General features: G+C 63.1%; 22 protein-coding genes. 11 read left to right on the top strand and 11 right to left on the bottom strand.

Translation table 11 applies throughout. From position 1 onward, the window contains the following. Positions 1-54: 54 nt before the first annotated feature. The gene (locus tag HW556_RS03535) at positions 55-792 is read right to left on the bottom strand and encodes a tetratricopeptide repeat protein (RefSeq protein ID WP_176898016.1); all 738 of its coding nucleotides are present in this window, start codon (positions 790-792) and stop codon (positions 55-57) included. Between the two features lie 232 nt (positions 793-1,024). Between HW556_RS03535 and HW556_RS03530 the strand changes: the two genes are divergently transcribed. Further along, positions 1,025-1,909 carry an alpha/beta fold hydrolase gene (locus HW556_RS03530; RefSeq protein WP_176898014.1) on the top strand — a complete coding sequence of 295 codons (885 nt, stop codon included), beginning with the start codon at positions 1,025-1,027 and terminating at the stop codon, positions 1,907-1,909. 13 nt (positions 1,910-1,922) lie between these two features. Here HW556_RS03530 and HW556_RS03525 read toward each other — a convergent pair whose 3' ends face one another. After that, on the bottom strand, positions 1,923-2,450 hold the full coding sequence (locus tag HW556_RS03525; protein ID WP_176898012.1) for a methylated-DNA--[protein]-cysteine S-methyltransferase: 528 nt from the start codon (positions 2,448-2,450) through the stop codon (positions 1,923-1,925). A 219-nt stretch (positions 2,451-2,669) separates the two neighbouring features. On the opposite strand from HW556_RS03525, the gene HW556_RS03520 reads away from it, so the two are divergent. Beyond that, the gene (locus HW556_RS03520; protein ID WP_176898010.1) at positions 2,670-4,256 is read left to right on the top strand and encodes an RICIN domain-containing protein; all 1,587 of its coding nucleotides are present in this window, start codon (positions 2,670-2,672) and stop codon (positions 4,254-4,256) included. Positions 4,257-4,335: 79 nt separating this feature from the next. Here the strand turns inward: HW556_RS03520 and HW556_RS03515 are convergent, their stop codons facing one another. The 3 genes from HW556_RS03515 to HW556_RS03505 all read right to left on the bottom strand — a co-directional run bounded on the left by HW556_RS03515 (position 4,336) and on the right by HW556_RS03505 (position 7,421). Continuing rightward, complete coding sequence (locus HW556_RS03515; protein WP_176898008.1) at positions 4,336-5,103, bottom strand: phospholipase D-like domain-containing protein; 768 nt, start codon at positions 5,101-5,103, stop codon at positions 4,336-4,338. 35 nt (positions 5,104-5,138) lie between these two features. Beyond that, positions 5,139-6,341 (bottom strand): amine oxidase, encoded by a 1,203-nt coding sequence (locus HW556_RS03510; RefSeq protein WP_176898190.1) that lies wholly within the window; start codon positions 6,339-6,341, stop codon positions 5,139-5,141. A 162-nt stretch (positions 6,342-6,503) separates the two neighbouring features. Further along, entirely contained in the window at positions 6,504-7,421 is a 918-nt protein-coding gene (locus HW556_RS03505) for a cation diffusion facilitator family transporter (protein ID WP_176898006.1), read from the bottom strand. A 164-nt stretch (positions 7,422-7,585) separates the two neighbouring features. Here HW556_RS03505 and HW556_RS03500 point away from each other — a divergent pair, with 164 nt between their 5' ends. Beyond that, the gene (locus HW556_RS03500) at positions 7,586-8,965 is read left to right on the top strand and encodes an APC family permease (RefSeq protein ID WP_176898004.1); all 1,380 of its coding nucleotides are present in this window, start codon (positions 7,586-7,588) and stop codon (positions 8,963-8,965) included. Positions 8,966-8,996: 31 nt separating this feature from the next. On the opposite strand, the gene HW556_RS03495 is transcribed toward HW556_RS03500, so the two are convergent. The 5 genes from HW556_RS03495 to rocD all read right to left on the bottom strand — a co-directional run bounded on the left by HW556_RS03495 (position 8,997) and on the right by rocD (position 13,571). Beyond that, positions 8,997-9,503 carry a GNAT family N-acetyltransferase gene (locus HW556_RS03495; protein ID WP_176898002.1) on the bottom strand — a complete coding sequence of 169 codons (507 nt, stop codon included), beginning with the start codon at positions 9,501-9,503 and terminating at the stop codon, positions 8,997-8,999. Between the two features lie 97 nt (positions 9,504-9,600). After that, entirely contained in the window at positions 9,601-10,593 is a 993-nt protein-coding gene (hemB, locus tag HW556_RS03490; RefSeq protein WP_176898000.1) for a porphobilinogen synthase, read from the bottom strand. Between the two features lie 589 nt (positions 10,594-11,182). Then, positions 11,183-11,725 (bottom strand): hypothetical protein, encoded by a 543-nt coding sequence (locus tag HW556_RS03485; RefSeq protein ID WP_176897998.1) that lies wholly within the window; start codon positions 11,723-11,725, stop codon positions 11,183-11,185. Positions 11,726-11,814: 89 nt separating this feature from the next. Continuing rightward, entirely contained in the window at positions 11,815-12,048 is a 234-nt protein-coding gene (locus tag HW556_RS03480; protein ID WP_176897996.1) for a hypothetical protein, read from the bottom strand. A gap of 251 nt (positions 12,049-12,299) precedes the next feature. Then, the gene (gene rocD / locus HW556_RS03475; protein WP_176897994.1) at positions 12,300-13,571 is read right to left on the bottom strand and encodes an ornithine--oxo-acid transaminase; all 1,272 of its coding nucleotides are present in this window, start codon (positions 13,569-13,571) and stop codon (positions 12,300-12,302) included. Between the two features lie 110 nt (positions 13,572-13,681). Between rocD and HW556_RS03470 the strand changes: the two genes are divergently transcribed. The 4 genes from HW556_RS03470 (at position 13,682) to HW556_RS03455 (ending at position 16,523) form a co-directional block, all read left to right on the top strand. Further along, on the top strand, positions 13,682-14,074 hold the full coding sequence (locus HW556_RS03470) for a Rid family detoxifying hydrolase (protein WP_176897992.1): 393 nt from the start codon (positions 13,682-13,684) through the stop codon (positions 14,072-14,074). Further along, entirely contained in the window at positions 14,071-14,271 is a 201-nt protein-coding gene (locus HW556_RS03465) for a DUF5522 domain-containing protein (protein WP_176897990.1), read from the top strand. The genes HW556_RS03470 and HW556_RS03465 overlap by 4 nt, the downstream gene beginning before the upstream one ends. A 97-nt stretch (positions 14,272-14,368) precedes the next feature. After that, on the top strand, positions 14,369-14,608 hold the full coding sequence (rpmB, locus tag HW556_RS03460; RefSeq protein WP_019946872.1) for a 50S ribosomal protein L28: 240 nt from the start codon (positions 14,369-14,371) through the stop codon (positions 14,606-14,608). Positions 14,609-14,930: 322 nt separating this feature from the next. Beyond that, a complete protein-coding gene (locus HW556_RS03455) occupies positions 14,931-16,523 on the top strand; it encodes an aminopeptidase P N-terminal domain-containing protein (protein WP_317170470.1) in 1,593 nt (530 codons plus the stop codon). 46 nt (positions 16,524-16,569) lie between these two features. On the opposite strand, the gene HW556_RS03450 is transcribed toward HW556_RS03455, so the two are convergent. Further along, positions 16,570-16,998, bottom strand: coding sequence for an acyl-CoA thioesterase (locus HW556_RS03450; protein WP_176897986.1), 429 nt, complete (start codon positions 16,996-16,998; stop codon positions 16,570-16,572). Positions 16,999-17,210: 212 nt separating this feature from the next. Here HW556_RS03450 and mnmD point away from each other — a divergent pair, with 212 nt between their 5' ends. Genes mnmD through HW556_RS03430 form a run of 4 tightly spaced genes read left to right on the top strand, consistent with a single transcriptional unit; the run spans position 17,211 to position 20,296 of the window. After that, positions 17,211-17,891, top strand: coding sequence for a tRNA (5-methylaminomethyl-2-thiouridine)(34)-methyltransferase MnmD (mnmD, locus tag HW556_RS03445; protein ID WP_176897984.1), 681 nt, complete (start codon positions 17,211-17,213; stop codon positions 17,889-17,891). Next, on the top strand, positions 17,891-18,463 hold the full coding sequence (locus HW556_RS03440; protein WP_176897982.1) for a hypothetical protein: 573 nt from the start codon (positions 17,891-17,893) through the stop codon (positions 18,461-18,463). The genes mnmD and HW556_RS03440 overlap by 1 nt, the downstream gene beginning before the upstream one ends. A 34-nt stretch (positions 18,464-18,497) precedes the next feature. Next, a complete protein-coding gene (locus HW556_RS03435) occupies positions 18,498-19,721 on the top strand; it encodes a DUF2157 domain-containing protein (protein ID WP_176897980.1) in 1,224 nt (407 codons plus the stop codon). After that, a complete protein-coding gene (locus HW556_RS03430; RefSeq protein WP_176897978.1) occupies positions 19,718-20,296 on the top strand; it encodes a GDYXXLXY domain-containing protein in 579 nt (192 codons plus the stop codon). Before HW556_RS03435 ends, HW556_RS03430 begins: the two co-directional genes overlap by 4 nt. Positions 20,297-20,545 lie beyond the last annotated feature (249 nt).

Below are 20,545 nucleotides of genomic sequence, written 5' to 3'. Positions count from 1 at the left end.
GAGAGCTTTGCGCTACAGGCCACACGCTTTCGAAAGTGACTTGCAGCGGGGTGCTTACTTGTACGTGCCTTTGGGGTCGGGTAAGTGGGTCAGTAGGTCGGCAATCAGGCCGAAGTCGACGGAGGCAATGCTAGTGGCCTGGCCTTTATGCACGGCTTCCCAGGCCTGGGCATACTGCTCCTGATAGTAATAGGCGCGGGCTAGCTGCTGCCAGGCGTTGGCGTTGGTGGAGTCCTGGGTGGTGGCCTTCAATAGCAGCTCGGTGCCGGTTTTCAAGTCCTTTTTCTTCTTGCTCTGCTCGTAACGGATCAGGTAGCTGGTGCCCAGGTCGGAGAGAAACGACGAGTTGGTGGGAGCCAGCGTCAGGCTCTTTTCCAGCAGTTCAATCGACTGTTCGGGTGTGGGGTTGCTGCTGGCTATTACGCCGAGGCCGTGGTAGGCGTTGGCGTTGGTAGGGTCGAGCACCCAGGCCAGATTGAAGCGGTAGGTGGCCGTATCGCGCTGGTTTTCCACCAAGTACTCGTAGCCTTTGCGGCTGAAAAACTGGCTGGCTTCGGCCCGCGAGGGGAAGCTGCCGGCCAGCCCCGCCACGGTGGCCGGCCCCAGCGCCTGCTCGGCCTGCACCGCCGATAGCCCGCCAAAAAGCGGTTGGCTGCGGCTGCCAAGCACTGCTTCGCGGGTGTCGGCGGTAGCCGTTTTTGCCGCCTTGCTGCCCCGCTGGGCCAGGGTTGGCTGCAGGCCGGCGCCCAGTAGCAGCGCAGTCAGCAGGAAAAAAGGAATCGGGAGTTTCATGGAGTAGTAAAGTAGCGGTACAAAGGCCAGCTGCCCATTTGGCCGGGCCGTGGGCTGTCAAATATACGCCCGCCGCCCTAACCGTGCCTACCGCGGGGCCGCCTCTGCCAACCTCTTTCCCACTTGGCCGTTGTGGCCATGGCGGCGGCAATCCGGGCGGATGGCCCTGTCGTACCTGCGCCATTGCGTGGCCCGTTGGGTGGCGTTGGTCCTGCTCCTTTTTTTCTACTGAATGCGCTTTTTGTTTCTTCGCCTGCTGCCTGCCCTGCTGATTACGGTGCTGCTGCTGGCTGCCGCCACCGAGTACAGCGTAGCCCGCCCCAGCCGCCGCACCGCCGATGTGGCCTACGTTCCGGCCACCGACTCGGCCTACAGCGCCAAGCGCCACCTGCTCGATGTGTATGCGCCCAAAAAGCCGGGCGCAAAGCCCTACCCGGTGGTGGTGTTCATTCATGGCGGCAACTGGACCAGCGGTAGCAAAGACCTGTACTCGTTTGTGGGCCGCCGGCTGGCCAAGCAGGGAGTGGTGGCCGTGGTCATCAGCTACCGCCTGTCGCCGGATGTGCGCGTACCCCAGATGGCCGATGACTGTGCCCGGGCCGTGGTATGGGTGCGCCGCCACATTGCCGACTACGGCGGCGACCCGGCCCGGCTGTTTACGATGGGCCACTCGGCCGGGGGCGGCCTGGCGGCGCTGCTGGCCACCGACGACGCCCGGTTCCGGCGCTGGGGCGAAACCACCAACCCAGTACGCGGCGTGGTACTCGACGATGCCGCCGGCCTCGATATGTATGACTACCTGAAAAAGAAAGCTTACCCCGGCGACAACCAGTACATCGTATCCTTCGGCTCCGACCCGGCCAGCTGGCGCGATGTGTCGGCCCGCCACCACCTCACGCCCCAAACGCCCCCCTTCCTCATCTTCGTGGGCGGCGAAACCTACCCCTCCATCAGCAGTAGCAGCGCCGAATTTCGCAAGGCGCTGGTGAGCCTGGGCCACACGCCCTACTACCAGGTGCAGCCCGGCAAAAAGCACATTCCGATGGTGCTGCAGCTGTACTGGCAGCACAATATCATCTATCAGAAGCTGCTGCCGTTTGTGGGGGCGGAGGAGTAATCTGCTACTTCATTCAAAACAGCCCTAATTGCAGCGTAGGGCTTTCCAGCTCCAGCAGCCACTTTTTGCGGGCCAGCCCGCCGGCATAGCCCGTTAGCTGGCCGCTAGCCCCGATAATGCGGTGGCAGGGCCAGATGATGGCCAGCGGATTCTGGCCGTTGGCCGCGCCCACCGCCCGCACTGCGCCGGGGTTGTCCAGCTGCCGGGCCAGGTAGAGGTAGGAGGCCGTGCGGCCGTAGGCCACGGCTGGCAGTGCCGCCCATACCTGTCGCTGAAATTCGGTGCCGGCTGCTACGGCCGTGCGCACAGTGAACTCGCGCAGTTCGCCCCCAAAATAAGCCCGAAGCTGCTCGTGGGCCGGCTGCAGGCAGGCGGGCACTGCCCCGGCCGGAGTGGCTGCACCCAAGCTGCCGGTAGCCAGAAAACCTGCCTCGCTCAGTCCCGCCTCAGTACCCCGCAATTCGAGCAGGCCCAGCGGCGTAGCCAGCAGCGCCCGGGCCAGGGAGTTGGTGTCGGGCAGGGCAGCGGGCAGTTCGGGCATCGGGTCTTGAATTAGATAAAAACACGGTTTCAGGGCAATTTATAGCCTGTTTGTTGCAGTATGCCGGGGCAAGGAAAGCAGATGGCGCTGCAACTGCCTGAGAAAAACCTGTATATTAGTAGGAGCGAAGCAGTAAAATATAAATCTACGCGTAGATTTTTGACTGTTGCTTATTTGCGCTCCATTTACTCTGTCCCAACTTCCAAAGCCACCTCTATCGTGCGACATTTAATTCTCTGTTCTGCGCTCGGTTTGGGCCTGCTCGGCCAGTTGCCGGTAGTTGCGGCACCGCCCGCGTACATGGCTGCCCTCACGCCCACCGAAACGCTGCCCGCTCAGGGCTGGGGCACGGGCCTTACCGCTTCCTACTTCAGCAATGGCTCGCTGGCGGGCCAGCCCGTACTCAAGCGCCAGGATGAGGTCGTGGATTTCCGCTGGGGCCTGACTTCGCCCGCGCCCGGCCTACCCGCCGATAATTTTTCGGTGCGCTGGGAAGGCCTGATTGCCGCACCAGGTACCGGCCGCTACCGCTTTGTAGCCGTAACCACCGACGAGGTGCGCCTATGGGTGAACGGCCGGATGGTAATCGATACCTGGGACGGGAAGAAATCGAGCAGCAAGCTGGATAACAGCATTTCGCTGGCCGCCGGTGAGAAAGCCACCATCAAGCTCGAATACAACAATGCGGCCGGCATGGCTGGTATTCAGTTGCATTGGGTTGCTCCCGGCCAGGGCCAGCAGCTGATTCCAACCGGCAACCTTTACCCGCTAGGCTCGCCCACCACGCCCGATCCGGCCGGTACGCCACCCGTGGCAAAAGCTGCCGTAGCACCCGCCCCGCGGCCCGAGCCGGCTCCGGTAGCCGCTCCTAAGCCGGCCCCGGTAGTTGCCGCCGCCCCCAAACCGGCTCCAGCAGCGGCTCCCAAGCCTGCACCTGCTCCCAAAACCGCCAAACCTGCTCCGGCCGTAGCCGCGGCCCCGGCCAAGAAACCGGCGGCTGAGGACGAGGTAACCCCCGTTGGCGACCTGTCAGGACTCTATGTTATCACGGTTCGCTCGACGGGTAAGCCGCTGGAAGTAACCCAGGACCGTCCGGCCACGCTGGCCGAGCAACTGGCAATGGCCGGTGCGCCGCCCGCCGCCGACCCACAGTGGCGGCTCGAACCCACTGGTAGCGGTCTGTACCGGATAGTGGTGCCCGGCAGCAACAAAGTGCTGGAGGTGTTGGGTAGCTCCACTTCCAACGGGGCCCCGGCCAGCCTCTGGACCTACTATAGCGGCTACAACCAGCAGTGGAAAATTGAGCCCACCGACGACGGCTACTTCAAGCTGATTTCGAAAAATGGCCGCAACAAAGCCCTCACCGATAAGGACTCCGTCGATGGTGGCATTCAGCAGTGGCGCTACACGGGCAAACTCACGCAGCAGTGGAAGCTGACGCCGGCCAAAGCCTCCGAAGAGCCCATCCTGGCCGGAGCCAATGTGGCCCGCAAAGTGGGTTCCAACAGCATGAGCGTGTACCCTAACCCATCCAACGGCGTGATGCAGATGGCCTACAGCCTCAGCGAAGCCAAGCCGCTGGGCTGGGTGCTCTACAACCAAAATGGCGTGGCCGTGCGCGTGTCCGACTACCGCAAGCAGCCGGCCGGCTCGCACCATCAAACCCTCAACTTCAGCAGCCTGCCCGCCGGCGACTACTACCTGAGCCTGACCGTGGGAGCCAGCAATACCCGCCAAGTGGTGTCCATCCGCCGCCCCGGCGCCGATGCCCCCGAGGTAGGTAACGATGCGGCCGAGCGCCCCTAAGCCCCATAAAGCAAAAAGCCCCGTTCCGGCAACCGGAACGGGGCTTTTTGCTTTATGGGGCCTGTTGAATGCCAGTAGATCATCCGGCGAATTCGGGTAGTTCGGCCCACAGGCGGGCAAACTCTGCGGCGTAGGCGGCAACAAGAGCCTGTTCGGGGCTGATAAGCAGGTTTTCGAGATTAAGCTCGGCCGCCGAGCGGGTCCAGTTGTAGCTGCCGGTAAGCACCCGGTTATCATCGGAGAGGGCAAACTTGTGGTGCATATGGTTGCGGCTCTCATCTACGTGCACAGCTAAACCAGCGGTATGCAGGGCCCGCACATCGGAGCCCCGGTCGAAGAGCTTTTCGTTATCGGTGAGCACGCGGACGCGGACGCCCCGTTTGTGGGCGGCCACCAGCTCGTCGCTTAGGCGGTTATCGGCCACGGTAAACACGCACACGTCCAGCGTCTGCCGGGCCTGCCGGATAAAGCCTTGAATGGCCGCCACACAGTCGTCGTGGGGGCTGAAGTACACCCGTGCCGCCTTCGTGGAAGTCGTTGCCGACAAGGCAGCCGGTCTGGCAGCCGGTCTGGCTGCCGCGAGCAGTTCTTCTGCAGGGGCCGGCAGCAGGGCGCTGGCCGTTTCCAACCACTCTATTACGGCCTTGTCTTTGAAGGTGTTGAAGTGATTCTTGGCCAGCCCGAACAGCTGCCGGCGTAACGCTTCGAGGTTGCCATGCTGTTGTTGGAAATCCGCCAGCCGCTCGCGGAGCTCGTCCGCCTCAGCAGCCGACAGGTTGACATCGGCAAAAGCCTGACGGAACTGGTTCAACAGCTCAGATACGGGTGTGATAGGGGAGTGGGCCATGCCGGAAGGTACGGTAAACTGCTGGTCCGTAGGTTTTACAATGGGCCCATGGCCATAAGCTCCGTCCGGGCAAGTTGGCGGGCTACCAGGGCCTGAGCATCGGCCAGCGCGTGGGCCGAGGGTTCGTGTAGCAGGCGGGTGAGGCCGGGCGTTGCCGCAGCCGGATCAGCGTCCCAGAGGCCCGCGTGGTGCCAGGGCGTCAGGTGGTCCCAGTCGGGCCGGTCGATGATGGGGTAGAGGCACACGCCCAGCAGCGGTACTCCGGCTTGCAGGACCTGCACGGCTTCGTGGGCCACTATGCGCAGCCAGTGCGGGCGGTCGTGGCCCGGGTGGCTGGTTTCGGTGAGCACTACCGGGCGGCCATAGCGCTGGTAGGCCTCAGCTAGCAGCGAGCTAAGGGGCCGGAAGCGCGGGTCGTGGTGCTCGTTGGCCCAGGGTAGCGTCTGGTAAGGCTCCAGTTGCCACTGGTTGTCGTAGTAAAAGTTGAAGCCCAGCAGGTCGAGGTAGTCGGGGTGGCCGCCCAGTTCGGGGCAGAGCCGGCCCGCCAGCATATCCACGCTCTGGAATTGGTTGCGATGCGCCTCGCGCGCCCGGCGCACTTCGGTCGGCCCGGCCCCGTGGCGCGGCACAATGTTGAGCAGCGGTTCGGTGGTGAGAATCCGTACGGTGGGGTCGGTTCCGCGTAGCGCCGCTACCCCTTCAATGTAGGCCCGCATCAGGCCCCGCTTCACTTCCCAGCCCTGCCCCACACAATAGGGGGCGGTGCCGCGCACGTCGCCGCCCAGCCAGCTCATAAAGCTCACCTCATTTATGGGCGTGATGATGAGCACATCGTCGGGCCGCTGCTGGCGGTAGAAGTTCACGAACGCGCGGCACAGCGCGGCAAAGCGGCGGGCAAACAATGGGTGCAACGGCGTCAGGTCGTCGGGGTAGCCGAAGTGGCACAGGTCCCAGACCTGCTGAATGCCGTGGCGGCGGCCCGCATCGAGCAGTACCTGCACGGTGGTCCAGTCGTACTCGTAGGGGCGGCGCTCCACCTGGCTCCAGCGGATGCCCTCGCGCACGGTGCCCAGCTGGTGCTGCCGGATGAGCTCGTAATCGGCATCGAGTAATTGCAAATGGCCGGTCAGGTTCAGAAAGTCGACCCGGTTGCCGAAAGCATTAAGCTGGTCAGTACACTCGAAGCCCGCCATCCAGAACGACTGGAAAGGCGAATCGAGAGGAGCAGTATAGGGCATTGCTGGCGCGTTGGTGAAGGAAAAGCCGGCGGTAAAGTACCCGGCTGGTGGGCCGGCTAAGGCCAGCTGCATTCCTAAAATTTAGTAGAAACAAGGCTGATTCCGGCGCGTTCGAGGCCTGCTGCAGCGAGCAGGAGCCGGCGGCCGGCAGCATTGTTTGGGTTACTCTTTGATGATGGATTTGGCTTCGATGAAGATGCGTTGAAACTCCGGATACTTCGCCCGGATAGTATCCTGCATCTGGTCGATGGCGGTTTCTACTTCGTCGGCCGAAAGCTGGTCTTTAAACTCCACATCAATGGCCAGAATCACATCGGCTGGCCCCAGATACATAGTCAGGGGCGGGCGCAGGTTTTCAACGCCCGGCTGCTGTCGGCCAATGGCCTGCAAGTCCGTCAGTACGGCTTCGCTTACGCCCTCCCCAATCAGCAGGCCCTTGGCTTCCTTGAGCATGAACACGGCCATGCCTACCAGCAGCGCCCCAATAGCCATTGAAGCGGCTCCGTCGAGGTAGGGGTTGTTGAGCAGGTGGCCGAAATAGATGCCGGCCAGCGCAATAAGCAGACCGACCAGGGCCGCCATATCTTCCAGCAGAATGGCGAATACTGCCGGATCTTTACTGTGGCGCAGGGCCTTCCAAAAGCCAAAATTGCCCTGGGTTTTGCGGAACTCGCGGTAGGCCAGCGCGCAAGCAATGCCCTCGAACACAATGGCCAGCGCCAGCACCCAGTAGTTCCAGGTGGGGTCGGAGAGTGGGGCCGGGTTGCGAATGTACTGGTAGCCTTTATAAAGCGACATGCCGCCGCCCACCGCGAAGATGAGCACGGCCACAATCACCGTCCAGAAGTAGATTTCCTTACTGTAGCCGAAGGGGTGGCGCGCATCGGCGGGCCGGCCGCTGCGGTGCATGCCGTAGAGAATGAGCATGCCGTTGCCGCTGTCGACGAGCGAGTGGATGCCCTCCGACATCATGGCGGCACTACCCGTAAAAAAAGCGGCCACGAACTTGGAAACGGCAATGGCCATGTTGGCCCCGATAGCGCCGTAGACCACTAGTTTAGAAGAAGAATTGCCAGCCATAGAATGCGGTAAAGTATGGCTGTGGTACGTGGTTGGGACGCCTGAAGTTGGAAATGCCCATTGGACCCGAACAAATGGAGCCGCTGTAACTTTAGCCACTTCAAAACCTGGCGGCGGCGCTTACCTGTCCCGTCCGCCGTTGCGGTTCTGCTTCTGCCCTCCCTATGTCTCAGCCTGCCGCTACTCCTTCTGCCCCGCTGAGCCGCCGCCTTGGGCTGGTGCAGGCCACGGCCCTCAACATGATTGACATGGTGGGCATCGGGCCCTTCGTGACGCTGCCGCTCGTGATGGGGTTCATGGGCCCCAACTTCCTGCTGGCTTGGATGGTGGGCGCGGCCCTGAGCCTGGCCGACGGCTTTATCTGGAGCGAGCTGGGGGCGGCCCACCCCGAGGCCGGCGGCTCCTACCGCTTCCTCAAGCTGGCCTACGGCGAGCATAAGTGGGGTCGGCTGATGTCGTTTCTCTACGTGTGGCAGACGCTGGTGCAGGCTCCGCTGGTGGTGGCCTCGGGTGCCATTGGTTTTGCCCAGTACTTCGCCTACCTCGTGCCGCTGCCCGAGTGGTGGCAGCCCAAGCTGGTGGCCGGCACGGTAGTGCTGTTGCTCATTGGGTTGCTCTACCGCCGGATTGAGGACGTGGGCCGTCTGGGCGTGGCGCTCTGGGTGGGCGTACTGGCGCTGCTGGGCTGGCTGATTTTCGGCGGCCTCACCCACGCCAGTATTCCCGTTAACTGGCTGCCCGAGGGCGGTGTAGGGGCGCTGCCGGGCGTGCTGCTGTCGGTGGCCATGGGCCAAGCCACGGTCAAAACCATCTACTCGTACCTGGGCTACTACAATGTGTGCCACTTGGGCGGCGAGGTGAAAGAGCCCCAGAAGCTCATTCCGCGTAGCATCTTCCTGAGCATCGTGGGCATCATGACGCTGTATCTGCTCATGAACTGGAGCGTGGCCTCGGTTATTCCGTGGCAGGAGGCGCGGCACTCCGAGTTTATCGTGAGCCTGTTCATCGAGAAGCTTTACGGGGCCACGGCCGCCAAAATGGCCACGGCGCTGGTGCTGTGGGTGGCGTTTGCCTCGCTGTTTGCGGTGCTGCTGGGCTACTCGCGCATTCCCTACGCGGCCGCCGCCGACGGCGAGTTTCTGCCTCTTTTCGCCCGCACCCATCCCACCAAGCACTTCCCGCACGTGTCGCTGCTGCTGCTCGGGGGCGTAGGCTTCGTGTTCAGTTTGCTTTTCCGGTTGGGCGAGGTCATCAGTGCCATCCTGGCCATGCGGATTCTGGTGCAGTTCGTGGGGCAGGCCGTGGGACTGGTGCTGCTTCGGCGCCGCAATGGCACGGCCCACCTGCCCTTCAAAATGCCCCTCTATCCGCTGCCTGTGGTACTGGCCGTGGTGGTGTGGCTGTGGGTGCTCGTGAGTACGGGCTGGTTATTTGTGGTATCAGGCTTGGGCGTTACGGCGGCCGGCGTCGTGGCCTTTTTGCTCTGGAGCCGTAAGCTGCGGCGCTGGCCGTTTGCGGAGGTGCGGGAGCAGGTTTTGGACTAACGCTATTTCAAGCGGGAGCTGCCAAATTACCCTACTTCAGCCACTTCTCATAGCAGAAAAACCGCAGCCCCGGTCGGAACGCCAGCGTGATTTCGCCCGCAAACCGGTAGCCCAGCTTCGGAAAGAGCTGCTGGGTGGCCACGTTTTCGGAGTTGGTATCTACCCGGAGTACCCGTAGGCCCTGCTGGCGGGCGAGGGTTTCGGCCTGAGCCAGTAGCGCCGCTGCCACGCCCCGGCCCCGGGCGGCGGGCGCCACGGCCAGCCGGTGGGTTACAAGGGCCGGCTCGGCGAAGTCCCAGTTGGCTTGGGCGTACTCGGCGTCCTGGTGATTGTGGGTGAGGGCCGCGAAGCCCGCCAGCTGCCCATCCAACTCGGCCGCCCACAAATGGCCCGCCTCCATATCAGTTCGGAACACGGCCTCGTTGGGGTAGTCGGCCGACCATTGACGGTTGCCGGCGGCCTGCATCAGCGGCACTATCTGTGCCAGTACGGTCAGCAGGGCCGGCAGGTCGGCGGGGGTGGCGAGGCGGAGTAGCATGGCGGGAGTCAATGGGAAGAAGATAAAGGTAAAAGCCGTTCAACTGCCACTAACAAGGTGGGTCGAACGGCTTTCATTTTGCTGGATTACTTTATCCTTATCCCCGCCGCAGTACCTCGGCGGCCTCTTTGGCGAAATAGGTGAGGATGGCGTCGGCGCCGGCGCGCTTGATGCTGAGCAGCACTTCCATCATCGTCTTTTCGCCGTCGAGCCAGCCCTGCTGGGCGGCGGCTTTCACCATGGCGTACTCGCCCGATACGTTGTAGGCCGTGACGGGCAGATTGGTGTGGTTTTTTACGTCCATAATCACGTCGAGGTAGCTCAGGGCGGGCTTTACCATCACCATGTCGGCGCCTTCCTGCTCGTCGAGGGCCAGCTCGCGCAGGGCTTCGCGGCGGTTGGCGGGGTTCATCTGGTAACTTTTCTTGTCGCCTTTTTTGGGAGCCGAATCTAGCGCGTCGCGGAAGGGGCCGTAAAAGGCCGAGGCGTACTTGGCCGTGTAGCTCATGATGCTCACGTGCCCAAAGGCATTGCTGTCGAGCACCTCCCGGATCCAGGCCACGCGCCCGTCCATCATGTCGCTTGGGCCGATGATGTCGGCGCCGGCGCGGGCCTGGGCCAGGGCCATTTGGCCGAGCACTTCCAGGGTAGCGTCATTGAGAATATCGCCCGATTCGGCATCCACCACGCCATCGTGGCCGTCGGAGGAGTAGGGGTCCATGGCCACGTCGGTCATCAGCACCACGTCGGGGAACTGCCGCTTGATGTCGGCCACCGTCTTCAGGTACAGCCCGTCGGGGTTGGCCGACTCACGGGCTAAACGGTCCTTAAGCCCATCGTTGATGCTCGGGAACGGAGCGAACGAGTTGATGCCTAGCTCCACGCACTGCCCGATTTCGTCGATAATACGGTCGGTCGAAAACCGGAAAATGCCGGGCATCGATTTCACCTCCACGTGCTGGTTCTGGCCTTCAATGAGAAAGAGTGGGAAGATGAAGTCGTGGGCCGTGAGGCGGGTTTCCTGCACCATGTCGCGGATAACCTGCGACTTGCGGTTGCGACGGGGGCGGTGGATGGGGAGCTGGGGCATAAGGCAGTTTGGCGTGATAAGACGGAATAGAACCGTCGCCGCAAAGGTAAGGTTGCGTGGGGCACGACAGCACGGTTACTTCCATTTCCAGCTACCAACATATGCGCGAACCTCAAGCAGATACCCTGGTACGAAGAACAGTAAGCCGACGAGCAAGCCGGTTGTGCTCCCGATAATCAGACCAAGTATCAGGCCTGTGAGGGCCAGACCTGTTCCACCCAGAAAGTACGCCGTGTTGGATATAGCCTTCTCCTGAGTCCTCGGTGGCGAGGGTCGCGGCGGCAGCGTATCGGGCCCCGCTACGCTACGGTTTGGCTTCTACGCCAACTCGTGAAAAGGCCAGTGCGCTGGCTTGTCTCGGCTAGGCAGAGTAGCCCTGACGGGTGGCGGGGCCGAAGGGGAAGGCGTTGGCAGCGGCAGGAAAGACTTGGTAGCGGAAGCTGCCCCAGAGTCAGCGGCCGGTGAAGCCGGGCGGGGTGAAGGGGCAATGGCTGATGTGGGTGGTAGCGGCACGAGCACCCGCGCCCCCTGGCACCCGCCGGCAAATAGCGCGGCTATCAGCCACCACATGACAAGCCGCATCATCATCTCACATATTAAAGAACTCTTGGAACACCTCCAGCCAAGCCTGCTGCCCGCCTAGGCCCAGCACCACGAAATAGTAGCCCAGCAGCACCAGCACGGCTCCCACACCCAGCCCCAGCCAGCCGCCTAGCAGGATGCCGCCCACCACGCCCGCCACTACCAGCGCCACGCCCAGCACCCAGTGCAGCGTGTCGCGGTGGGCGGCGTGGGTGGCCGTTTCGGGTTGGTTCGCCTGCACCGAAATCAGGGCCCGGATGCGGGAAGTGGTTCGCTTTAACTGCCGCGCTGCCGGCCGAACGGGCCCTTCTGCGGGCACCACTGTGGCGTTGGATACTGGCGCCGCAAGCGGGCTGGCGGCCAGTGAAGCAGGCCCTGCCGGAGCCGCCAGCGAAGTAGCAGCCGATGAAACGGGCGAAACCTGAGCCGCCACCGAAAGGAGCTCTGCTGCCGCTGCCGGCCGAAACGAAAATACGGCCTGCTCGCTACGGCAACCAGCGGCCAGTAGCAGCCCGGCCACCCACCAGCGCCCACGAAGGAGTTTGTGCATGGCCGCAAGATAAAAACAAACCGCGGCGACCCCCGTCTCCGGAAGCCGCCGCCGCGGTTCAATAACGCAGTAGTACCAACCTGCGCCTGCTACCGACCAAACAGGGCCGCTTCGCCGGCTGGCAGCAATGCCCGGGTAGCCTGTGGGCCCTGCGAATCATGCAGCAATACCACCGTTCCGGCCGAATCGGCGGGAGTGTACTCGGGCAGCTGGGCAAATGTGCCGGCCGGCTGAGCCGCCAAGGCTAGGCGACTGGTTTGGCAGCTGGCCAGCGAGGTAACAGCAGCAATACCGGCGAGCAGCAACAGACGGAAAGAACGCATAGCAGTAATTTTTTGGGAGGGTAGTGAGACAAAAGTACCGGCCCTACAGGCTGCCTGCCGGCTTCTTCGTTCAACCCTAAGTTGTGCACCACCAATTCCCCGAAACTGTCGGCGGCAGTACTGCCCACCCGATGAACGGGCTGCTTACCACGACGAACGGCCCGCCAGAAGGTGGGCCGTTCGTGGTAAGCAGCCCGGGCTGTCGGGTAACTCTATAATTGCGCGACAGCCCGGCTTAATTGCTGTTGCTGTTAGAAAGCCAGGATTACTTCCTCAATCACGTCGCAGGCCTCATGGAGCTGCTCTTCGTTGATAACCAGCGGCGGGGCGAAGCGGATGATGTCGCCGTGGGTGGGCTTGGCCAGCACGCCGCGCTCCATCAGGCTCACGCACACGTCCCAGGCTGTACGGCCGTCGGCGGCGGGCGTAATCACCACGGCGTTCAGCAGGCCTTTGCCGCGCACCAGCTGTACTACTTCGGGCCGCTTGGCCTGCACCTGGCGCATCCGCTCGCGGAACACCTCGCCCAGGGCACGGGCGTTTTGGGTCAGCTTCTCGTCGATCAGTACATCCAGGGCGGCGCGCATAACCACGGCGGCCAGCGGGTTGCCACCGAAGGTAGAGCCATGCTGGCCGGGCTGAATGGTGAGCATAATTTCGTCGCGGGCCAGCACCGCCGACACCGGCAGCACGCCCCCGCTCAGGGCCTTGCCCAGAATCAGGATATCGGCATGTACACCTTCGTAACAGACGGCCAGCAGCTCGCCGGTGCGCCCCAAGCCGGTCTGAATTTCATCGGCAATAAACAGCACGTTATGCTCGCGGCACAGCGCGGCGGCCTTGAACAGGTAGCCTTCTGAAGGGACCATCACGCCGGCCTCACCCTGAATGGGCTCGACCATAAAGGCGCACACCTGCGGGTCCTTTAACGCTTCGGCCAGGGCCTCCAAATCGTCGTAGGGCACTACCTCGTAGCCGGGCACGTAGGGGCCGAAGCCGGTGGTCGAATCAGGGTCGGTGCTGAAAGAGATGATGCCGGTGGTGCGACCGTGGAAGTTATGCTCGGCTACCAGAATACGGGCCTGATTGGGGGCAATGCCCTTCTCCTGGTAGCCCCATTTGCGGGCCAGCTTGAGGGCCGTTTCTACGGCTTCGGCCCCGGAGTTCATCAGCAATGCCTTGTCGTACCGGAAGATGTCGCAGAGCTGCTTTTCGGCCGCCCCGAGCTGGTCGTTGAAGAATGCCCGGCTCGTGAGCGTGAGGCGCTGGGCCTGCTCGGTGAGGGCCCCGATGATGCGCGGGTGGCAGTGGCCCTGGTTCACGGCCGAGTAAGCCGACAGGAAGTCGAAGTAGTGCTTGCCCTCCACGTCCCACAGATGCACGCCCTCGCCCCGGCTCAGCACCACGGGCAGCGGGTGGTAGTTGTGGGCGCCATACTGGTCTTCCAGCGCCATAATTTCCTGGCTGCGGGTGAGCGTGGCGGTGGGTTGAGCGGTGGCGGTGGGATGGGAAGTAACGGACATAGCAGAACGAATGTTAAGGCGTGATATGCTCAAAGTTACGTAAAACCCGCTTCGCCCTTGCCAATACCCAGCCCCGGGCCCGATCCGGCTGCCGGACTTACCTTTGGTCTATGCAAATCATTCATCATCCGGATGCCCCCGCGGCCGTAGGGCCCTATGCCCAAGCCATCGAAGCCAACGGTTTTGTGTTCTGCTCGGGCCAGACGCCCATAATTCCGGCTTCGGGCCGGGTAGAAGCGCTGACCATCGAAGACCAGACCCGGCAGGTGCTGGCCAACCTGGCCACCGTGCTGTCGGCCCGCGGCCTGGGCTTGGCCGACATCGTGAAAACCACTGTTTTTCTGAAGAATTTCGCTGATTTTCCACGCATGAACGCCGTGTACGCCAACGTGTTTGGTGCGCACCGTCCGGCCCGCAGCACCGTCGAGGTGTCGCGGCTGCCGCTCGATGCGCTGGTCGAGATTGAGTGCGTGGCCGTGCTGCCTGCCGCCGCCGCCCAATGAGCGCCGCCCGCCTGGCCGCGTTCCTGAGCAAACCCCTGCAGCCCGGCGACTTTTACCTCACGCCGGAGGGCTATATGGTGTTCACCGAGCAGTACCACCGCCGCCGGGGCTTTTGTTGCGGCAACGGCTGCCGGCACTGCCCATGGCAGGGGGCAAAAGGCGAAAAGCCGGGTTTAAATAAGAAATCCGGCGGCTAATCCGCTATTTTTCAGGGCGCGGGTTTTGTTCCTGCCAGATTATTCCGATCTTTGCGGCCCTGTTTTTCCGAATTGAAACCACTAAGTTCCTGATATCATGGCCCGAGTTTGTGATCTGACCGGCAAGCGTACCCGCGTAGGCAACAACGTTTCGCACGCCAACAACAAAACCAAGCGCAAGTTCTACCCGAACCTGCAGAAGAAGCGTTTCTACATCCCCGAGCAGGATGCTTGGGTTACTTTGAAAGTAGCTACCAGCACCATCCGCACCATCAACAAGAACGGCATTATGGCCGTCCTGAAGAAGGCGAAGGAGCAAGGCTTCATCACGTACTAGCTTTCCCGTTTCTCTTCTAGAGAAATAAGCTGACTGGTTAGCACAAAGCTTCCGCGGCAGGTCCCGATTGAATCTCAATCAGGACCTGCCGCGGAAGCTTTGTGTCGTTGCGGGCCGATGGTAATGCCTTACTGCGCCGTTTACTGCTTCCGGGCCGATCGGGTAGGCTCCGTGCGACTTGTCCAACCAACCCGAAGCCGTAACTTCCGGCCCCGCTGCCGCACTCCGCGCCGGTAACCTGTCTGATTCGGCCGCTATGCCCGCTTTTTGCTTTCCTTCCAGTTTGAGGCCGCTGTGTGTAGCGGTCGGCCTGCTGCTGTCTGTGGCTCCGGTTTTTGCCCAGCCGACAGCTGTTGCTACCGCTGCCCTCCCGGCCCGGCCCGCTGATGCGCTGAGCCCCGCTTTTCATAAGCAGCGGCGTGAGTTGTTGCGGCAGGCGCTGCCGCCGGGTGCCGTGGCCGTGCTGTTTGCCGCGCCCGTGCGCAACCGGGCCAACGATGTCGACTACATCTACCACCAGAATCCTGATTTCTACTACCTCACCGGCTACCAGGAGCCCGACGCCGTGCTGGTCCTCTTCAAAGAGCCCCAAACGCTGAACGGGCAGCCGGGCATAACCGAGGCCCTGTTTGTGCAGCCCCGCGACGCCCGACGCGAGCAGTGGAACGGCCGCCGCCTGGGTACCGAAGGCGCCCGGCAGCAGTTGGGGCTACAGTTCGCGGCCGATAACCAGGAGTTTGCCAAAACCAGTATTCGCTGGGCCGATTTCAGCCAAGTGCTGCTGCTGGACTTGCCCGCCGATGTGCGTGACGATTCTTCCGACCCAGCTGACCTCCACGACCTGCTGGATACGTTCCGCCGACAGGCCGCCGTGCCCGCCGGCTTCGACCCCCGGCAGGAGGCGCTACACCAAGCCATGCAGCAACAGGGCGTTGGCAGCGCCGACCGTACCCGGCAGATGCTTGAAAACCGGATTCGGCAGCGGCCCTCGGTGGCGCAGGATGCCTACGTGCAGGGTTACCTAAAAGCCTCGACCGACGCCGAGCGGCAGCAGGCGCTGGCCGCCCGGCCTGTGTTGCGCTTTAATACGGCCACCTTAAGTAGCGCCCTCAACGAGCTGCGGGCCATGAAAACGGCTGAGGAAATTGCCCTGCTTCGGCGCGCCGTACGCATCAGCGCCGCCGGCCAGCGCGAGGTGATGAAGGCCACCCACGCTGGCCTGGGCGAGCGGGAGCTACAGGGCATTCATGAGTTTGTGTACCGCAAGTACGACGCCGAGTTCGAGGGCTACCCCAGCATTGTGGGAGCGGGTGCCAACGGCTGCATTCTACACTATATAACCAACGATAAGCCACTGGTAGGCAACGAGCTGGTGCTGATGGACTGCGGGGCCGAATACCGCGGCTACTCGGCCGACGTAACGCGCACCATTACGCCCAGCGGCAAGTTCAGCCCCGCCCAGCGCCAGATCTACGAACTGGTGCTGGCCGCTCAGGAAGCCGGCTTTGCGGCCAGCCAGCCCGGCGCCAACTTCCAGGCCCCCGACCAGGCCGCCCGCAAAGTGGTAACCGAGGGCTTGCTGAAACTGGGCATTATCAATCAGGCCGAAGAGGCGCGGCGCTACTTCCCGCACGGCACCAGCCACTACCTGGGCCTTGATGTGCACGACCGAGGCAACTACGGTCCGCTGGCAGCCGGCAACGTAATAACAGTCGAGCCCGGCATCTATATTCCCGCGGGCAGCCCCTGCGACCAGAAGTGGTGGAACATCGGGGTGCGCATCGAAGACGATCTGCTTATCACGCCCACCGGCTACGAAAACCTCTCGCGCGAAGCTCCGCGCACCGTGGCCGACATCGAGGCACTGATGGCCCAGCCCAGCGCCCTGGATACCTTCCGGCTGCCAGAGTTGTAAGCTGAAACCGCTCGAAGCCGGCGCCGAGGCAAAGGAGCCAGCGGTGCTACTCGCCGCGCAGGCGGGCGGCGTAGTCCTCGGGCAGCGTACGCAGCTTGCGGGTATTGTAATCGAAGCAGAGCATGCCGGTTTTGGCCCGCGCAATTTCGCGGCCGCTGGTGGTGGCCACGGCGTACACGAGGTCGAAACCGTACTTGCTGAGGTCATCGGCCGCCATTTGGATGCGCAGCATGTCGCCGTGGAAACCTTCACCCTTGTACTCGATGGCCACATCGGCCATGATGTGGCCTAGGCCGGTGGCGGCGTCGAACTCGGGGTGGCCGAGGTGGGCCAGAAACTGCACCCGGGCCTCGTGGAGCAGGCTCAGCAGGGCATCGTTGCCGAGGTGGGCCCCGTAATTGAGGTCGGTGATGCGGATGGGCAGCTCGACGGTGAACAGGAATTTTTCGGGCAGATTGACCTTGACGCGGGGCATATTGTTAGAGCTTAGTGGGGAGAGCTTCTTTGCTGACAAAGAACGTCATTCAGAGCGCAGCGAAGAACCGCGCGTGCTTATAGTATAACGGCCGTCAAACGGCTCAGTACAAGCTTCGCAACGTCAGCACGCGAGATTCTTCGCTGCGCTCTGAATGACGTTCTTTGCGTTCAGCTAAGCACGAAACACTATCCACTAATTACTCAAGAATCATGCACCCCGAAGTGCAACTCCGCGCCACTGCCGACGGCTCCGGCACGCTCTACGTACCGGCCCTCGACGAGCACTACCACAGCACCCACGGGGCCGTGCAGGAAGCCCGGCACGTGTACCTGGCCGCCGGCCTCGAACCCTTTCTGGTCGCTGCCACCGGCCCGGTGCGAGTGCTGGAAGTTGGTTTCGGTACCGGCCTGAACGCGCTGCTCACCCTGGAGCGCAGCCTGACGGCGGCAGTGCCCATCGGCTACGATACCGTGGAGAAGCACCCGCTGCCCTGGGAACTGGTACGCGGGCTGGCCACGGCCCCCGAGCTGCAGGAACCGCCGCTATCCGCGTTCCGACAGCAGCTGCACGAGGCGGTTTGGGAGAAGCCAGTAGCCCTCACGTCCGGCTTCACGCTGCGCAAGCTGTCCGGCGAGTTGCAGGCGCTGGCGTTGAACGATGAGGCTTATCAGGTCATTTACTTCGACGCCTTCGCCCCCGACAAGCAGCCCGACATGTGGACCGACGCCGTGTTCGGGCAGTTGTACGCGGCCGCCGCGCCGGGCGGCTGCCTGGTAAGCTACTGCGCCAAGGGCAGCTTCAAGCGCAGCCTGCGGGCCACAGGCTGGCAGACCGAGGCCATTCCCGGCCCGCCCGGCAAGCGCGAGATGACGCGGGCGTGGAAGCAGTGATGGATGAAGCTGCCAAATCAATGCAACAATATTCTTCGGAAGGGACTCCGGTTGAGCTGGAAATCTTATCCGGCCACCTACTATTTGTCGACCCGCTGTATCTGCTGGATATAAGGGAAAATGTTGCCGCCCTTGATATGGCAGAAGTAATAAAATCCCCGATTCAGTTTATTCAGCAGCTTGAATCTGCTTTCTTTCCTTATGGCGGATGGGTCTTGCTGGGTTATAGCAAGGTCAGCAAGAGCAATGACCGCCTAACGATTCCAGTCAGCTGCATACACCACTTCCATTCTGAAGTGAGAGCAGAGGTAGAGGCTGCCGTGGCGAAGGAAACACCCGTTTTTGCCACTGATTCGGGCATGTGTCTGGTGTTGGATTTGGGAAACTTCGGGCTGCTCTCCGAAGCGCTTGATATTGACAGCCTGTTGGGTCACGACAAAAATGCTATTGTTGATTACATCGAGAGGATGAATAGGCTTTTAGGAAATAGGGGCTGGGCCTGCATCCAGAATCCGGGGCTCGGACTGGGGTTTGATTTCGCAGGCAGCGGGTTGTTCCGTATTTTGCTATAAGTCATTTGGCTCGGCGACGCTTACATTCGTCTTTATGAGTAGAAACCTACTGGAAACGGATGGGCCGGAGTGGGTGCGGCGGGGCGTGATAAGCGAGGGGCAGCGCGAGCAGCTGCTGGCCCTGTATCCCTCGGAGGCCAATGCTATTGGGCTACTGCCGTTGCTGGGCTCCTTGCTGGTGCTGCTTAGCGCCCTGAGCGTGGTGGCCGCCAACTGGCAAAGTTTGCCCGAGTTGCTGCGGCTGGGGCTGCTGCTGGCCACGCTGGTGGCCGCCTACGCGGGCGGCGAGTACTTCCGGTGGCGCGGCAACACCAGCCTGGGCATGGGCCTGGTGGCGCTGGGGCTCGTGGTGTTCGGGGCCAGCATCGTGCTCACCAGCCAGCTCTACCAACTCATCGGCTACGATCTGACCGGGCTGGTAGCCTGGGCCGCAGCGGGCATGGGCCTCACGTGGCTCTACCGCAGCCGGCTGCTGTTTCTGCTTACCGTCATCATCAGCGGCATCGTGCAGGGCTACAACACCGGGCAGCTCGGGGCCTTCAGCTACCTAACGGCCGCCGGCACGGCCCTGGGGCTGGGCTACTACTGGTGGCGCCGGCCCGATGCTTTGCTGGGCGGGGTGCTGGCCGGCGGCCTGCTCTGGCAGGCGGCGCTGCTGATAAACCACCTGCACGTTAAAATCACCTGGTTCTTCATTCCGGCCATGCTCGTGTACGCCCTCGGCGACTGGCAGGCCGACCGCCCCGCCGGCCGGGCGTTGCAGGGCCCGCCGCTGGCCGCCGCCTTCCTGTTCACGCTGGGGCTGGCCTTGTTTGGCGAATCGGACTTCTACGCCGGGCAGCTGCGGGCACCGCTGGTACCCTACCTGGCGGCGCTGGGGGCCGTGCTGGCGCTGTCGTTGGTGGGCAAGCAGCGCCGTGGCCGTCTCAGCGGCGCCACCGACTGGCTACTGCTGCTGCCGGGCTTCTACTTCACGGGTGGCTTGCCGCTGGCCGTGGCTACGCTGGTGGTGCTGTACGCCTACTCGGGCAGTGTGCTGCTACGTGCCCACCAGGAGCAAAACCCCGACCGCGTAACGCTAGGCACCGTGCTATTCGTACTCACCACGGCCGTCGCCTACTTTAAGCTCACGTGGGGCTTCTTCGATAAGTCGTTGTTTTTCCTGCTTGGCGGACTGCTGCTGCTGGGCCTAAGCTGGTGGCTGCAACGCCGCGCCGCCCGTACCCTGGCCGCCGCCACCGCTGCCCCTAAGCCATGACCGAGCCGCTTACTTCTGCCCTCAGTCCGGTGCCGGCCCCCGCGCTGGCCCTGCCGACTCACCACCGCCGCTGGCTGCTGTGGCTGGTGGCGGCGCAGGTGCTGTTTGTGCTGGGCGTGGCCGTAGCCGGCTACGCTACCGCCGCGCTGGGTCGCAACATCACGCTGCAAACCGAGCCCGTCGACCCCCGCGACTTACTCTACGGCGACCATCTGCGGCTGCGTTATCAGATCAGCGAACTGCCTGGCAGCCTGTGGCGCGGCACTGCCCTACCCCGCCGCAAAGACGCCGCATACGTGCTACTCGAACCCCAGCCCGCGGGCACCGACTACGCGGCCGTGGGCATCTACCCCGAGGCGCCCGCCACCACCGGCCAGCAGGTCGTGCTGCGCGGCTCGGTGCAGGACGTGTGGCGGCGCGGCCTGCGCCTGCGCTACGGCCTGGAGCGCTACTACGTGCCCGAAACCATGACCCGCCAGATGCGCCAGCGTCGCCGCCTGCGCGTGCAAATCAGCATCGCCCCCTGGGGTCAGGCCCGCATCACGCAGGTTGATACGCTGGGCGCGGTGCGGTGAATACCTGCTGCTAGGCAGTTAGCGCGCGGCGTAGGGGCGGGGGTGGCCCCCCCCCCCCCCTTACCCCGGTTCAACAACCTTTGTTTTACCGGCGGGGGGGGGGGGGAGCCGCCCCCCCCCCCCCCCCCCCCCACCCTTCGGCCCCCTCCTACCCACTCCTTCCCGCCGGGCCCCCCCCCCCCCCCCCCCCGCGCGGAGGTTTGTTCCCTTGGGGGGTGGGGGGGGCGCCGCCGACGGGGGGCTCGTTCT

Origin of the sequence: Hymenobacter terrestris (assembly GCF_013377905.1) — a bacterium.
GTDB lineage: Bacteria > Bacteroidota > Bacteroidia > Cytophagales > Hymenobacteraceae > Hymenobacter > Hymenobacter terrestris.
This window is presented reverse-complemented; position numbering and strand designations above follow the sequence as displayed.